Origin of the sequence: Streptomyces sp. NBC_00080 (genome assembly GCF_045041255.1) — a bacterium.
GTDB lineage: Bacteria > Actinomycetota > Actinomycetes > Streptomycetales > Streptomycetaceae > Streptomyces > Streptomyces coriariae.
Genome location: NZ_CP108235.1, coordinates 5,422,681 through 5,436,963 on the forward strand (window position 1 = coordinate 5,422,681; position 14,283 = coordinate 5,436,963).

The 14,283-nt window shown below is 71.8% G+C and carries 11 protein-coding genes and 1 tRNA gene; 9 read left to right on the forward strand and 3 right to left on the reverse strand.

Going from position 1 to position 14,283, the window contains the following annotated elements:
* Nucleotides 1-249 precede the first annotated feature (249 nt).
* Nucleotides 250-3,039 (forward strand): penicillin acylase family protein, encoded by a 2,790-nt coding sequence (locus tag OHU34_RS24360; RefSeq protein ID WP_405768295.1) that lies wholly within the window; start codon nucleotides 250-252, stop codon nucleotides 3,037-3,039.
* Nucleotides 3,040-3,110: 71 nt separating this feature from the next.
* Here OHU34_RS24360 and OHU34_RS24365 read toward each other — a convergent pair whose 3' ends face one another.
* On the reverse strand, nucleotides 3,111-3,725 hold the full coding sequence (locus OHU34_RS24365; protein ID WP_142264759.1) for a 5-formyltetrahydrofolate cyclo-ligase: 615 nt from the start codon (nucleotides 3,723-3,725) through the stop codon (nucleotides 3,111-3,113).
* Nucleotides 3,726-3,829: 104 nt separating this feature from the next.
* On the opposite strand from OHU34_RS24365, the gene galU reads away from it, so the two are divergent.
* The 7 genes from galU (at nucleotide 3,830) to OHU34_RS24400 (ending at nucleotide 9,382) form a co-directional block, all read left to right on the forward strand.
* Nucleotides 3,830-4,732, forward strand: coding sequence for a UTP--glucose-1-phosphate uridylyltransferase GalU (gene galU, locus OHU34_RS24370; protein ID WP_054244072.1), 903 nt, complete (start codon nucleotides 3,830-3,832; stop codon nucleotides 4,730-4,732).
* A 5-nt stretch (nucleotides 4,733-4,737) separates the two neighbouring features.
* Nucleotides 4,738-6,063, forward strand: a complete 1,326-nt coding sequence (gene glp / locus OHU34_RS24375) for a gephyrin-like molybdotransferase Glp (RefSeq protein WP_142264758.1) — start codon at nucleotides 4,738-4,740, stop codon at nucleotides 6,061-6,063.
* A gap of 63 nt (nucleotides 6,064-6,126) precedes the next feature.
* The gene (gene moaC / locus OHU34_RS24380; protein WP_020128380.1) at nucleotides 6,127-6,606 is read left to right on the forward strand and encodes a cyclic pyranopterin monophosphate synthase MoaC; all 480 of its coding nucleotides are present in this window, start codon (nucleotides 6,127-6,129) and stop codon (nucleotides 6,604-6,606) included.
* On the forward strand, nucleotides 6,603-7,139 hold the full coding sequence (locus OHU34_RS24385) for a molybdenum cofactor biosynthesis protein B (protein ID WP_142264757.1): 537 nt from the start codon (nucleotides 6,603-6,605) through the stop codon (nucleotides 7,137-7,139). The genes moaC and OHU34_RS24385 overlap by 4 nt, the downstream gene beginning before the upstream one ends.
* A gap of 26 nt (nucleotides 7,140-7,165) precedes the next feature.
* Nucleotides 7,166-7,762, forward strand: coding sequence for a GNAT family N-acetyltransferase (locus OHU34_RS24390; protein WP_020128382.1), 597 nt, complete (start codon nucleotides 7,166-7,168; stop codon nucleotides 7,760-7,762).
* 144 nt (nucleotides 7,763-7,906) lie between these two features.
* A complete protein-coding gene (glpR, locus tag OHU34_RS24395; protein WP_230195469.1) occupies nucleotides 7,907-9,226 on the forward strand; it encodes a gephyrin-like molybdotransferase receptor GlpR in 1,320 nt (439 codons plus the stop codon).
* An 82-nt stretch (nucleotides 9,227-9,308) separates the two neighbouring features.
* Nucleotides 9,309-9,382: transfer RNA gene (locus OHU34_RS24400), tRNA-Ala, on the forward strand.
* 105 nt (nucleotides 9,383-9,487) lie between these two features.
* On the opposite strand, the gene OHU34_RS24405 is transcribed toward OHU34_RS24400, so the two are convergent.
* Nucleotides 9,488-11,977, reverse strand: coding sequence for an ABC transporter permease (locus OHU34_RS24405; protein ID WP_405768298.1), 2,490 nt, complete (start codon nucleotides 11,975-11,977; stop codon nucleotides 9,488-9,490).
* Nucleotides 11,971-12,747: an ABC transporter ATP-binding protein gene (locus tag OHU34_RS24410; RefSeq protein ID WP_142264754.1), complete on the reverse strand. Its 777-nt coding sequence runs from the start codon at nucleotides 12,745-12,747 to the stop codon at nucleotides 11,971-11,973. The genes OHU34_RS24405 and OHU34_RS24410 overlap by 7 nt, the downstream gene beginning before the upstream one ends.
* Before the next feature lie 133 nt (nucleotides 12,748-12,880).
* Here OHU34_RS24410 and OHU34_RS24415 point away from each other — a divergent pair, with 133 nt between their 5' ends.
* The gene (locus OHU34_RS24415; RefSeq protein ID WP_405768301.1) at nucleotides 12,881-14,272 is read left to right on the forward strand and encodes a sensor histidine kinase; all 1,392 of its coding nucleotides are present in this window, start codon (nucleotides 12,881-12,883) and stop codon (nucleotides 14,270-14,272) included.
* The last annotated feature ends 11 nt before the right edge of the window (nucleotides 14,273-14,283 follow it).

A 14,283-nucleotide genomic window follows, 5' to 3' on the forward strand; every position in this document is an offset into this window, starting at 1 on the left:
GCGCGCGCGGCTTGCGCGCGGGCGCGCATGTGCTTCGGATACATCGGACACGAAGCTGCGAGCTTCGCACCCAACTACTTCGTTACCTTACCTAACTCTTGACGATTTCTTGACGCTCGGCGAGGGAAGATCGAACATCCCTCCGTACCGGTACCCGACTCCGCGTCAAGTGGCACAAGGCCCTGCGCCTATGGTTGCTCCAGCACTCCAGGACCGCCTGCCGCTCGCGTTAGGACAGCAAGGACAGCGATGCCCCCCAACACCACCGCCACATCGGGTGACAAGCCCGGCAAGTCCGGCAGGAAGAAGGGGCGCAAAGCCCGTTTGATCGTGCTTGTGCTGGTGCTGGCCATCATCGGAGGCATCGCCTACGGCGCCTACTGGTCCATCAGCACCGTCCGCGCGTCCTTCCCGCAGACCAAGGGTTCGATCACACTCGAGGGCCTGACCGGGCCCGTCGACGTGAAGCGGGACGGCTACGGCATCCCGCAGATCTACGCGGACTCCGACGAGGACCTGTTCATGGCACAGGGCTACGTCCAGGCCCAGGACCGGTTCTACGAGATGGACGTCCGCCGGCACATGACCTCCGGGCGGCTCTCGGAGATGTTCGGCAAGAGCCAGGTCGACAACGACGAGTTCCTGCGCACCCTGGGCTGGGACCGTGTCGCCAAGGAGGAGTACGACAGCAAGCTGTCGGCCGGCACGAAGAAGTACCTCCAGGCCTACGCCAAGGGGGTCAACGCCTACCTCAAGGGCAAGGACGGCGCCGACATCTCCCTGGAGTACGCGGCTCTGGGGTTCACCAACGACTACAAGCCCACCGAGTGGACCCCGGTCGACTCGATCTCCTGGCTGAAGGCGATGGCCTGGGACCTGCGCGGCAACATGCAGGACGAGATCGACCGCGCCCTGATGACCAGCCGCCTCGGCCCGGCCCAGATCGCCGAGCTGTACCCGCAGTACCCGTATGACCGGAACCAGGCGATCGTCCAGGACGGACAGTACGACGAGCTGACGAAGACGTTCGAGCAGAGCGACGGCCAGAGCGACTCCGACGACAGCTCCACGGACGGCACGGGTACATCCTCGGACTCATCCTCGGGTAGTACGGAAGGCTCGGCCCTCCAGAGCCAGCTCTCCGGCCTCTACAACGTCCTGGACGACCTGCCCACGGCCGTCGGCGTGAACGGCAACGGCATCGGCTCGAACTCCTGGGTCGTCGCCGGCACGAAAACGATCACCGGTAAGCCGCTGCTGGCCAACGACCCGCACCTGTCGGCGTCACTGCCGTCCGTCTGGTATCAGATGGGCCTGCACTGTCGCGCCGTCTCCAGCAAGTGCCAGTACGACGTCTCCGGCTACACCTTTGCGGGCATGCCCGGTGTGATCATCGGCCATAACCAGACCATCTCCTGGGGCATGACCAATTCCGGCGTCGATGTCACCGACCTCTACCTGGAGAAGCTCTCCGGGGACGACGGCTACCAGTACGACGACAAGGTGAAGCCGTTCGTCACGCGCGAGGAGACCATCAAGGTCGCCGGCGGCGAGTCCAAGAAGATCGTCGTCCGGCAGACCGAGGACGGGATGCCCCTCCTGTCCGACCGTGACGACGAACTCATCGAGGTCGGCAAGAAGGCCACCGTCGACGACGTCGACGCTTCGGCGCCCGACCGCGGTGACGGCTACGGCGTCGCCCTGAAGTGGACCGCGCTGACAGCCGGCACCTCCATGGACGCCGTCTTCGACATCGACAAGGCGAAGGACTGGGACAGCTTCCGCAAGGCGGCCGAGAAATTCGACGTGCCCTCGCAGAACCTCGTCTACGCCGACACCTCGAACCACATCGGCTACCAGCTGCCCGGAAAGATCCCCACGCGCGCGAAGGGCGTCGACGGATCGATCCCGGCGCCGGGCTGGGACTCCAAGTACAAGTGGAAGGGCTACATCGACTTCGATGAGCTGCCCTACGAGTACGACCCCGCCCGCGGCTACATCGTCACCGCCAACCAGGCCGTCGTCGACAAGGACAAGTACCCCTACACGCTCACCACGGACTGGGGCTACGGCGCGCGCAGCCAGCGGATCACCGACCTGATCAAGGGCAAGATCAAGGGTGGCGGCAAGATCTCCACCGACGACATGCGTCAGATGCAGCTGGACGACGACAGCGAGATCGCGAAGCTGCTCGTGCCCGTGCTCAAGAAGATCAACCTCGACGACCCGGACGTCCGCGAGGCACAGAAGCTGCTGGAGAACTGGGACTTCACCCAGGACGCCGACTCGGCCGCGGCCGCCTACTTCAACGCGGTCTGGCGCAACATCCTCAAGCTGGCCTTCGGCAACAAGCTGCCCAAGGAGTTGCGCGTCGAGGACCAGTGCCTGTGGGTCGACCCGGTCAACACCACAGGCCCGGTCGACGACACCGAGAAGGTCCGTGAGTGCGGCCAGCGCGACGCCGACCAGGCACAGCCGGACGGCGGCGACCGCTGGTTCGAGGTCGTGCGCAACCTCATGACGAAGACGGACAGCGACTGGTGGACGACGCCCGACTCGGGCACCCGCCCCGGCGCCGACCACGACCGCGACAAGCTGTTCGCGCGGGCCATGATCGACGCCCGCTGGGAGCTGACCGCCAAGCTCGGCAAGGACATCGACACCTGGAGCTGGGGCCGGCTGCACCGCCTGTTCCTGAAGAACCAGACCCTGGGCACCAGCGGCCCCGGTTTCCTCCAGTACATCCTCAACCGCGGCCCGTGGAAGCTCGGCGGCGGCGAGGCGACGGTCAACGCGACGGGCTGGAACGCGGCTGGCGGCTACGGCGTCGTATGGGTGCCGTCGATGCGGATGGTGGTCAACCTCGACGACCTCGACAAGTCGAAGTGGATCAACCTCACCGGAGCCTCGGGACACGCCTTCAGCGCTCACTACACCGACCAGACGAGCAAGTGGGCCAACGGTGAACTGCTCGACTGGTCCTTCTCGAAGAAGGCGGTCGACGACAGCACCAGCGACACCCTGGTGCTCAAACCCTGAGCTGCCGACCGTCCGGAAGGGGCCCTCCACGCGCGCGTGGGAGGGCCCCTTCCGGCATGGGGGCACGGCGGTCAGGTGAAGCGTCGTGTCCCCGAGGGCGTCACCACCGCGTGCACCGGCCGGTCGTGCGCCTCCCCGGGGACGTGCTCGACGACCTCGGCGTCGTACAGGAGCACCACCAGCGCGGGGTGGGCATCGGAGGCCGCCAGCCGCGCCAGTACGCGGTCGTACGACCCTCCGCCGCGCCCCAGGCGCGTTCCGCGCGCGTCGACCGCCAGTCCCGGCAGCAGCACCACGTCGGCGGCCGTCACGGCGTCCGGTCCGAGGCGCTCGCCGGCCGGCTCCAGGAGGGCCATCTTGCCGCCGTGCAGGACCCGCGTGAGAGCGCCTTCGCCGGTATAGGCGCCCCAGTCCAGGTCGTTGTCGGGCAGCAGAGCGGGGAGCAGCACCCGCACGCCCCGCGCGCGGAGCGCGTCCAGCAGCGCCAGGGTGCCCGGTTCGGTACCCACGGAGACGTACGCCGCGACCGTGCGCGCGTGCGTCAACTCGGGCAGCTCCAGGGCTCGCTCGGCCAGGGCGACGGCCGCCGCGCGCACGTCATCGGGCGTCAACCTGCTTCTCACGGCGAGGAACCCTCGCCGCAACGTACGTTTGTCAGACTCTGGTACGCCTTCGAGGTGGCTCATATGTCGCTCCCGCACTTGTCCCACACCGCTCCAATGCGTTCATATGATCATCAATTAACCGGAGCCACAGATCCCTCTCAAAGTCACCGGATAAGGTTGCCGACATGACGCAGTCGCACCCCAGGATCAGCAAGGCTGTCATCCCCGCAGCCGGCCTCGGCACCCGGTTCCTGCCGGCGACCAAGGCCACTCCCAAGGAGATGCTGCCGGTCGTGGACAAGCCGGCTATCCAGTACGTGGTCGAGGAAGCCGTCTCCGCCGGCCTCGACGACGTCCTCATGGTCACGGGCCGCAACAAGCGCCCTCTCGAGGACCACTTCGACCGCAACTACGAACTCGAGTCGGCCCTGCAGAAGAAGGGCGATGCCGCCCGGCTCGCCAAGGTCCAGCAGTCCAGCGACCTCGCGACCATGCACTACGTGCGCCAGGGCGACCCCAAGGGTCTCGGACACGCCGTCCTGTGCGCGGCCCCGCATGTAGGGCAGGAGCCCTTCGCCGTCCTGCTGGGCGACGACCTGATCGACCCCCGCGACCCGCTGCTCCAGCGGATGATCGAGGTGCAGGAGCGGCACGGCGGCAGCGTCGTCGCGCTCATGGAGGTCGCCCCCGAGCAGATCCACCTCTACGGCTGCGCGGCCGTGGAGGCCACCGTGGACAGCGACGTCGTCAAGGTGATCGGCCTCGTCGAGAAGCCGGACCCGGCGGACGCCCCGTCGAACTACGCGATCATCGGACGCTACGTCCTCGACCCGAGCGTGTTCGGCATACTGCGGCAGACCGAGCCCGGCCGCGGCGGCGAGATCCAGCTCACCGACGCCCTCCAGCAGCTCGCGCAGGACGAGAAGGTCGGTGGCCCCGTCCACGGCGTCGTCTTCAAGGGCCGTCGCTATGACACCGGCGACCGCGGCGACTACCTGCGTGCCATTGTCAGACTCGCGTGCGAACGTGAGGATCTGGGTCCGGACTTCCGGTCCTGGCTTCGCAGTTACGTCACCGAGGAGATGTAGCCACTTTGAGCACCGCCGCGCACCGCCCCACCGGCCGGGACCAGCTCTGGTCGGTGGACGAACACCTGGAGGACATCCTCGCCACCGTCCGCCCCCTGGAACCCATCGAGCTGCAACTGCCCGACGCCCAGGGCTGCGTCCTGGTCGACGACGTCATGGTGCCGGTCTCACTGCCGCCCTTCGACAACAGCTCCATGGACGGGTACGCGGTGCGGGTCGCGGATGTCGCGGGCGCGAGCGAGGAGTTCCCGGCGGCCCTGGACGTCGTCGGGGACGTCGCGGCGGGACAGGCGGCCGACCTGCTGTACGTGGGACCCGGCCAGGCCGCCAGGATCATGACCGGCGCCCCGCTCCCGGCAGGCGCAGAGGCCGTCGTCCCCGTGGAGTGGACCGACGGTGGACTCGGCGAGGGCCCGGTCAGCGGGATGCGTGCCCGCAGCCTCGCCCCCGAGCAGGCCTCGGGGCACGTGCGCGTGTACCGGCCCGCCGAGGCACGCGCGCACGTACGCGCGAAGGGCAGTGACGTGAAGGCGGGCGACCGCGCCCTCGACGCCGGGACCGTCCTCGGACCGCCCCAGATCGCCCTGCTCGCCGCGATCGGCCGGGGCACCGTACGCGTGCGCCCGCGCCCGCGCGTGGTCGTGATGTCCACCGGCAGCGAACTCGTCCAGCCCGGCGAGGAGCTGGGCAGCGGTCAGATCTACGACTCCAACAGCTTCGCCCTCACCGCGGCCGCCCGGGACGCCGGCGCCATCGCCTACCGGGTCGGCGCGGTCGCCGACGACGCCGAGACGCTCCGCTCCACCATCGAGGACCAGCTCGTCCGCGCCGACCTCGTCGTCACCACCGGCGGGGTGAGCGTCGGGGCGTACGACGTCGTCAAGGAGGCCCTCGAGCACGTCGGCGACGAGGACGAGGCGGGCAGCGGTGTCGAGTTCCGCAAGCTCGCCATGCAGCCCGGCAAGCCCCAGGGCTTCGGCTCCATCGGCCCGGACCACATCCCCCTGCTGGCCCTGCCGGGCAATCCGGTGTCGTCGTACGTCTCGTTCGAGCTGTTCGTGCGCCCGGCCATCCGTACCCTCATGGGCCTCGAGGACGTCCATCGGCCCACCACGCGCGCGAAGCTGATCGCCGACAAGGCGCTGACCTCGCCGAAGGGCCGCAGACAGTTCCTGCGCGCCACCTACGACGACGGTACCGTCCGCCCCGTCGGGGGTGCCGGCTCCCACCTGATCGCGGCCCTCGCGCACGCCGACTCGCTGATCGTCGTCCCCGAGGACGTGGAGTCCGTCGAGCCCGGTGCCGACGTCGAGGTGGTCCTCCTCGGCTGAGTGGCCCTGGTTGGGGGTACCGTGTCGCGCACAACAGGCCCGGACCGGGAGCGCCACACCACCATGAGTACGCAGGACCGACTGACGCACATCGACGACGTGGGCGCCGCCCGCATGGTCGACGTTTCCGGCAAGGACGTCACCGCGCGCACCGCGCGTGCCAGCGGGCGGGTCCTCGTCTCGCCCCGTGTGGTCGAGCTGCTGCGCGGCGAGGGGGTACCCAAGGGGGACGCGCTGGCCACCGCGCGGATCGCGGGCATCATGGGCGCCAAACGCACCCCGGACCTGATCCCGCTGTGCCACCCCTTGGCCGTCTCCGGTGTGAAACTGGATGTGTCGGTCGCGGACGACGCCGTGGAGATCACCGCCACGGTGAAGACGACGGACCGCACGGGAGTCGAGATGGAGGCACTCACCGCGGTCTCCGTCGCCGCGCTCACCGTGATCGACATGGTGAAGGCGGTCGACAAGGGAGCGGTCATCACGGACGTGCGCGTGGAGGAGAAGACGGGCGGCAAGTCGGGCGACTGGAGCCGGGCATGACACTCGACACGTCGGCCGGTGGCGCGCTGCTCGCTCCGTACAGCGCACTGGTCGTGACCGCCTCCAACCGGGCCGCCGCCGGCGTCTACGAGGACAGGGGCGGCCCGCTGATCGCCGAGGGCCTGCGCGGCTTCGGCTTCGCCGTCGACGGGCCGCAGGTGGTCCCCGACGGGGACCCGGTGGAGGCGGCGCTGCGGGCCGCCGTCGAGGCCGGGTACGACGCCGTCGTCACCACCGGCGGCACCGGCATCTCGCCCACCGACCGCACCCCCGAGGCGACCCGCGCGGTGATCGACCACGAGGTGCCGGGCATCGCCGAGGCCATCAGGGCGTACGGCCGGGAGAAGGTGCCCACCGCGGCGCTCTCCCGGGGCCTGGCCGGAGTGGCGGGCGGCACGCTGATCGTCAACCTGCCGGGCTCCGCCGGCGGGGTGAAGGACGGCCTGGCCGTCCTGGAGCACCTGCTGATCCACGCCGTCGACCAGATCCGTGGCGGCGACCACCCCAGACCGAGCCACGGGGGTGCGAGCTGAACACCTCATCCTGGCCCGTCGAACTGGTGGAGGGCGATATCGTCCTGCGGCCCATAAAGCTGCGCGACCAGCGGGCCTGGCGCGAGGTCAACCGGCGCAACCGGGACTGGCTGCGCCCCTGGGAGGCGACCATCCCGCCGCCCGCGCCCAGCGGGCCGATCGCACATCGGCCGACCTACCGCCAGATGGTCCGGCATCTGCGGTCCGAGGCGAACGCGGGCCGGATGCTGCCGTTCGTGATCGAGTACCAGGGGCGGCTCGTCGGGCAGTTGACGGTCGCGGGGATCACCTGGGGGTCGATGTGCTCCGGGCACGTCGGCTACTGGGTGGACGAGTCGGTGGCCGGTCGCGGCGTGATGCCGACGGCCGTGGCGCTCATCGTGGACCACTGTTTCCGCACCGTCGGACTGCACCGCATCGAGGTCTGCATTCGGCCCGAGAACGGGCCGAGCCGCCGGGTCGTGGAAAAACTCGGATTCCGTGAGGAAGGGCTGCGGCCGCGCTATCTCCACATCGACGGCGCCTGGCGTGACCACCTCGTCTTCGCGCTCACGGCGGAGGAGGTCCCGGAGGGACTGCTGAACCGGTGGCGGCGTACACGCTCGCAGAAGGCATCCAATTGAATTAGCCGATTAGCCGAATGAATGTTCGAAAATGATCGGTTGATCGCACCGGTCGCAAAAAAAGTTCGAAATATCAGCCAGATCGTGCGACACACCGGCCCAATTGGCGGATGGCCTCACGTAAACCCCTCTACCGTGTGAGGCGTGAGCAGCAGCGGCCTCATCTACGCAGTCATTGTCGGGGCCTGGGCCGCCTACTTGGTGCCTATGTGGCTCCGTAGGCAGGACGAGCTGAACGAGGCCCGTCCGACGGAACGCTTCAGCACCGCCATCCGGCTGCTGTCCGGACGGGCGGGAATGGAGCGCCGGTACGCCAAGGACCTGCGGGCGCGCTCCACCGAGGAGGGGGAGTCCGGCGCCGACGTTCCGGACGCCGTCACCGCATCGGTGGACGTCCGGTCCTTCGCCATGCCTCCGACCCGCCCGCAGGTGAAGGCGCCGGTCCAGGAGCGGGTTCAGGAACGAGCTCAGGACCGAGCCCCGGAGCGCGGACAGGAACGAGGGGCCGGGCGTCCGGAGGCCGGGCGTCCGGAGGTGGCGCGCGAACCGGCGGCCAAGCCCGTGCACGACCACCGTGAACAGGGCGCCAAGGCCGCACGCGAAGGCGGCGCCGTTCCGGCCGGCCGTCGGGCGCCGGTCGCCCGGCGCACGCCCGCCGAGCAGGCGTCCGCCGCGCGCGCCCAGCGCTCGAAGGCGCTCGCGCGCCGTCGGCGCACCACCGTGATGCTCTTCCTCGCCTTCACGCTCGGTGCGATCGTCGCGGCGGTCGGCGGGCTCGCGTTCCTCTGGGCGCCCGGAGTGCCCGCCGTCCTGCTCAGTGCGTACATCGGGTACCTGCGCGCCCAGGAGCGCCGTCGCTTCGCCTTCCAGATGGACCGCAGGCGCGCCGAGGTCGCCGCGCAGCGGCTGCGGGAGCGTCAGCCGCGCCGACGCGCGCCCGCCTCGGCGAACGCCTCGTCCGTCGACACCGGCCCCGACGCCGGCGCAGAGGAGCCGCACGCGGCCCCCGAGCCGGAGACCGACCCGGGTCTGCTGGCGCTCGCCGCGGACCGCAGGGCACTCGTCGAGCAGACCGATCACGCGGAGTGGGTCGACCAGCAGCGCGAGCGGCAGCGCCGGCCCGGCCACGGTGAGAGCTGGGACCCGGTCCCGGTACCGCTGCCGACGTACGTGACCGCGCCGGTCGCGCCCCGGGCGACCTCCGACGTGGACCTCGGGGCGCCGGACGCCTGGAGCTCGGCCCGCTCGAGTTCGGTGGCGCCCGAGCACGAAGCGGCGGACGCCGGGGACGCGCCGGCCGGGGAATCCGGCGAGGCGGACCGCGCGGAGGACCGGGAGGCGGACGGCGACGAGCGGAGCGACGCCCGGCGCGCGGCCTCCGCCCGACGCTCGCGCGAACGCGGCCGCACCCCGCTGTTCGACCAGTACGAGGACGGCGAGCGACCGCTGGCCGCCAACGAATGAGAGCCCCGGCATCCCGCGCCCGGCCTCGGGGAACGGATTTCCAAGCAGGCCGACCGGGATGCTAGAGTTTCACTCGTTGCAAGGGCCTGTGGCGCAGTCTGGTAGCGCACCTCGTTCGCATCGAGGGGGTCTGGGGTTCAAATCCCCACAGGTCCACGCAGCATAGAGCCCCCGTCGGGTAACCGACGGGGGCTCTATCGTGTTCGGGCTCGGTCGGTCGGTCGTCGCCGGTGGTTCAGGTCCGGTGGCAGGTCCGGTGGTTCATGACCGGGGCGGGCGTAGAGCCGGTGTCGTCGATGTCACTGCCGTGGTCGTTGCGAGCAGGGCGCAGGCTGCCGTTGTCCAGGTGAGTGCCTGCCAGGGCAGGGCGATGGCCGGTGGGGCCGACAGCAGGTGCAGGGCGGCGCTCAGGCCGGTCAGGTTGACGGCCGTGACCAGGAGGCCCAGCAGTGCGCCGACCGCCACGGCGATCAGTGCCTCGGTGGCGGCCAGTCGCAGTATCTGGCCGCCGGTGGCGCCGGCCCGCCGTAGGGCCGTCAGGTCGGCTCCGCGTTCGGCGGCAGCCATGGCCAGGGTGTTGGCCACCGAGATGCCGGTGTAGAGAAGCGCGATGCCCAGGACGAGCAGCATGCCGAGCCGGGTCGTCCGGTTGGTCTGCGGGAGAGCCGCTCGCACCCACTGCGTCCGGCTCGTCACCCGCACCCCGTCGACGGTCCGCAGCCGTGCTCCCACCGCCGTCGGGTCGGCGCCCGCCCGTACCCGTACGTCCACGCGGTCCACGCCCCCGCCGCCGGCGTTGGCCGGGGTGACGTAGGCGCCGTTGTCCCCGGTGCCGATGGACAGTACGGCGGCGATCCGGAGGGTCCTCGGCGTGCCGTCCGCGAGCCACACCCGCACCTGCTGTCCCACCCGGTGACGCGCCCACTCCTCGGTCACGACGATCGACCCGTCGTCGAGGTCGGTGAGCCGCCCGGCGGTCACCGGCAGCCGTACGGTGGTGGCGAGCAGCGCCGGATCGGCCGCCCTGGCCTCGGACTTCACCAGCGCCACGCCGTCCTCCAGCGTGAACACGGTGGTGGCGGAACCGGCCGACACGATCGTGCCGGGCACCTGCCGCAGCTTCTCGAGTGCTTCCGCCCGCAGGGTTGTTCCGTCCCGCGGGGTCACCACGAAGTCGGCGACCGTCTGCTGCCGTACCTCCGCGGCCCGCGCCGCGCCGATCGTGGCCGTCGCGCCCAGCAGGGAGCCCGCCAGCGCGACGGTCACCAGGACGGGCGCGGCCACCGCGGCGGTACGGCGGACCGCGGTGACCGCCCCGGCCCGCGCCAACAGGCCCACCGCGCCCGGCAGCCGGGGCACCAGCGGACGCACCGTCAGGGGCGAGAGCAGCGCCACCGCAGTGATGAGCAAGAGGGGGCGGCTGATGTACGCCTTGCGGTGGAGCAGCTCGCCCGGGTCGGTCGCCAGCGTGTACACCAGGAGCGCGCCCGCCGTGAGCAGGAGAGCAGTACCGCACGCGCGTCGTCCCAGGGTCAGCGCGCGCCCGTCCACCGAGGCCTCGCGCAGCGCCGGGGCCGGGGCGGTGCGTCCGGCCCGCCAGGACGCGGCGAGCGCACCGCACAGGGCGACCAGCAGGCCCGTCCAGAAGGCCAGGTGGTACGGCCAGACGCCGGCCGAAGGGCCGCCGATCGCGTACCACTTCGGCGCGAGCCCGCCGTCGACCACCAGCTCGGCCAGGTGCGGCGCGCCGTACGTGCCCAGCACGCAGCCCGTCGCCGAGGCGAGCGTGCCGATCAGCAGGGCCTCCGCCAGGACCGTCCGCCGGATCTGGCCCGGTGTCGCCCCGGCGGTGCGCAGCAGGCCGAACTCGCGGCGCCGCCGGTCGACCGCGAAGGCGAAGGTGGAGGCCACGACGAAGACGGACACGAAGGCGGTCACGCCACCCGCCGTTCCGAACAGGGCGTTCAGCGCCGTCAGGGCTTCGGCGTCGCGGCCCGGGTCGGCGTCGGCCAACCGGCGGGCGTCCCCGGTGAGGATCCGTACGTCATCGTCCCCGTCCTGGTCCTCGTCCTTGACCGCCGCCCGTACGGCCGCCGCGTCGGCCTCGACGACCAACTGGGTCGACTCCGGGGCGAGGCGGGCGGCTTGGGCGTCCGGGTAGAACACGGCGTGCTCGAAGACGGGGCCGGGGCCTGTTCCGGGGTCGGGTCTGGTGTCGGGTCCCGGTTCGCTCACCGTCGCGACTGTTCCGACCACGCGCAACGGCCCGTCCGCGGTGTGCAGTCGGGTGCCCACGGTCGCCCAGTCGCCGCTGGTCACCACCTCGTCGGCCGCTGCCGGGGCCCGGCCCGCGGTCAGCCGGTAGGGGGCGAAGCGGGCCGTCGACCAGGGGTGGCCGACCAGGTCGTCCGGTGCGGCGGGGGTGCCGTACGCCCTGACCGGGAAGGAGCGGTCCTCGGTGACCGGGCCGAGCGCGCGGAGCGCGGCGACGGTCCCGGCGGGCACCGGGCGCGGCCGGGCCAGCTCCTTCGTCCGCTCACCGGTGGAGGTGGCCACCCGCAGGGTGTCCTGGCCCCTGACCACCACCGGCGCCGCCGCGAAGCGCTCCGGCGCGCGCACCGGCGCGTCCAGGGACGCGGCCAGCGCCTGTCCCATCACGGTGAGCAGGGCGACGCCGAGCGCGAGGGCGACGAAACTGCCGGCGAAGGCGGCCCATCGGGCGCGCAGGGTGTGCCACGCGACGCTCAGCACGCGGCACCTGCCGGGGAGAGGGTGGCGCCGTCGGCTGCGGTCTCCAGCCCCGCCATCCGGGTCGCGATCGCCTCCACGGACGCGTCGGCGCCGCGGAGTTCGCCGTGGACGCGGCCGTCGACCAGGAAGACCACCCGGTCCGCGTAGGAGGCGGCGAGCGGGTCGTGGGTGACCATGACGACCGTCCGGCCGCCCTCGTCGACCAGGGAGCGCAGCAGGATCAGCACCTCGCGGCCGGTACGGGAGTCCAGCGCGCCGGTCGGCTCGTCGCCGAACAGGACCTCAGGGCGGGTGATCACCGCGCGGGCCAGGGCGACGCGTTGCTGCTGGCCGCCGGAGAGCCGGTCCGGGCGGTGACCGGCGCGGTCGGCGAGTCCGACCTGCCGCAGGGCGTCGCGGACCTGTGCCCTGGACGGGCGGCGGCCGGCCAGCCGCAGCGGGAGGGCGACGTTCTGCTCGGCGGTGAGGGTGGGCAGCAGGTTGAACGACTGGAAGACGAAGCCGATCCGCTCCCGGCGCAGCAGCGTCAGCCGCCGTTCGCTCAGCCCGGTCAGTTCGGTGCCGCCGATCCGCACCGACCCCGAGGTCGGCCGGTCCAGCCCGGCGGCGCACTGGAGCAGCGTCGACTTGCCCGAGCCGGACGGCCCCATGACGGCGGTGAACGAGCCCCGGGGGAGGGCGAGGGTGACGTCGTCGAGCGCGGTCACCCCGGTGCCCGAGGCGCCGTATCGCCTGCTCACGGAGGTCAGTTGGACGGCGTGTGTGGTCATGGCCCCACGAAACCGTGCGCGCCCCGGCCCCGTCTCTCGGGCAGGACCGAGACCTGGGGTAGGGCCAGGCATACCCCCGAACCTCCGGTCAGGCCGATGGTCCCGGCGCGGCGCCCCTTCTACGGTGATCCGTATGCAAACCCGAAACGTGTGGCAGGCCTTGATCCGCCCGGGTTACCTGTTGTCGCCGTGGCCCTGGCGGGCGGTCGCCTACCTGCTGACGGGGGCCGCCACCGGAGCCGCCGTCCTCGTGGGGCTGGTCGCGGTGGTGGCGGTGGGCGGAGTTCTCGCGGTCGTCCTCGTCGGGCTTCCGCTGCTCGCGGCCGTCGCCTTCGCCGGGCTGCCCGTGGCCGCTCTGGAGCGGCGCCGGCTGCGCCTCGTCGACGCGGACGACGCGCCCGGCGCGCATGCCGAGCCCGCCACGCCGGGCCTGCGCAGCTGGCTCGTCACCCGGCTCCGGGAACGGGCCACCTGGCGCGAGCTCGGCCACACCCTCCTCGCCGCGTGCCTCCTCTGGCCGGCCGAGGCGCTGCTGCTGACCGTCGCCCTGTTCGTCCCTCTCGCGACGGTCGCGGCCCCGCTGCTGCTGGCGACGGTCGGCGAGGGCCGTGAGACGAAGGTGCTCAAGGTGTGGACGGTGACCGGCTGGCCGGCCGCCTTCGGCGCCGCCGCGCTGGGCGTGCTGCTGCTGGCCGTGGGCGGGTACGCCCTCGGGGCGGCGGCGGGGGCCAGGGCCGCGCTGACCCGGCTGCTCGTCGCCCCGCGCGGGGGCGATCCGCAGGCCAGGGTCGTCGAACTGACACGCTCACGCGCGCGGTTGGTCGACGCGTTCGAGGGCGAGCGCCGGCGGATCGAACGCGATCTGCACGACGGTGCCCAGCAGCGTCTGGTCGCGCTCACCATGAACCTCGGCCTGGCCCGTCTCGACGCCCCGCCCGGCGGCCCCCTCGCCGAGCAGCTCGCCCGTGCCCATGAGGAGGCGGGTGCGGCCCTCGCGGAACTGCGTGAGCTGATCCACGGCATCCACCCCCAGGTGCTCGCCGACTACGGCCTGGAGGCGGCCGTCGCCGACGCGGCCGACCGCTCGCCCGTCCCGGTGGACGTGGACTTCGCCCGTCCGGCGCCGCGGCTCCCGCAGGCCGTGGAGGCCGCCGCCTACTTCGTGGTCCGTGAGGCACTGGCCAACGTGGCCCGGCACAGCGGTGCGCGGCGCGCACGCGTGCGTGCGGAGCACCGGGGCGGCCGGCTGCTCGTCCTTGAGGTGGCCGACGACGGCCGCGGCGGCGCCGACAGTGCCCGCGGCACCGGCCTCACCGGTCTCGCGGACCGGGTGTCGGTGCTCGATGGAAGACTGATCCTGACCAGCCCGCCGGGCGGACCGACCCTGCTGCGTGTGGAGATCCCTTGCGAGCCGAGCCCGCCGAATCAGCCGATCCCGCCGAACGAGCCGAGTCAGTCGAGCCCGCCGAGCAAGCCGAGCAAGCCGAACGAGCGGACGGGTACGGTCAGCGAGGCCTCCGCGTAGTCCTCGCCGAG

Coding starts and splice junctions, on each gene's coding strand:
- moaC (WP_020128380.1), top strand. CDS start 6,127: ATGAGTACGCAGGACCGACTGACGCACATCGACGACGTGGGCGCCGCC.
- OHU34_RS24385 (WP_142264757.1), top strand. CDS start 6,603: ATGACACTCGACACGTCGGCCGGTGGCGCGCTGCTCGCTCCGTACAGC.
- OHU34_RS24415 (WP_405768301.1), top strand. CDS start 12,881: ATGCAAACCCGAAACGTGTGGCAGGCCTTGATCCGCCCGGGTTACCTG.
- OHU34_RS24410 (WP_142264754.1), bottom strand. CDS start 12,747: ATGACCACACACGCCGTCCAACTGACCTCCGTGAGCAGGCGATACGGC.
- OHU34_RS24360 (WP_405768295.1), top strand. CDS start 250: ATGCCCCCCAACACCACCGCCACATCGGGTGACAAGCCCGGCAAGTCC.
- OHU34_RS24365 (WP_142264759.1), bottom strand. CDS start 3,725: ATGAGCCACCTCGAAGGCGTACCAGAGTCTGACAAACGTACGTTGCGG.
- galU (WP_054244072.1), top strand. CDS start 3,830: ATGACGCAGTCGCACCCCAGGATCAGCAAGGCTGTCATCCCCGCAGCC.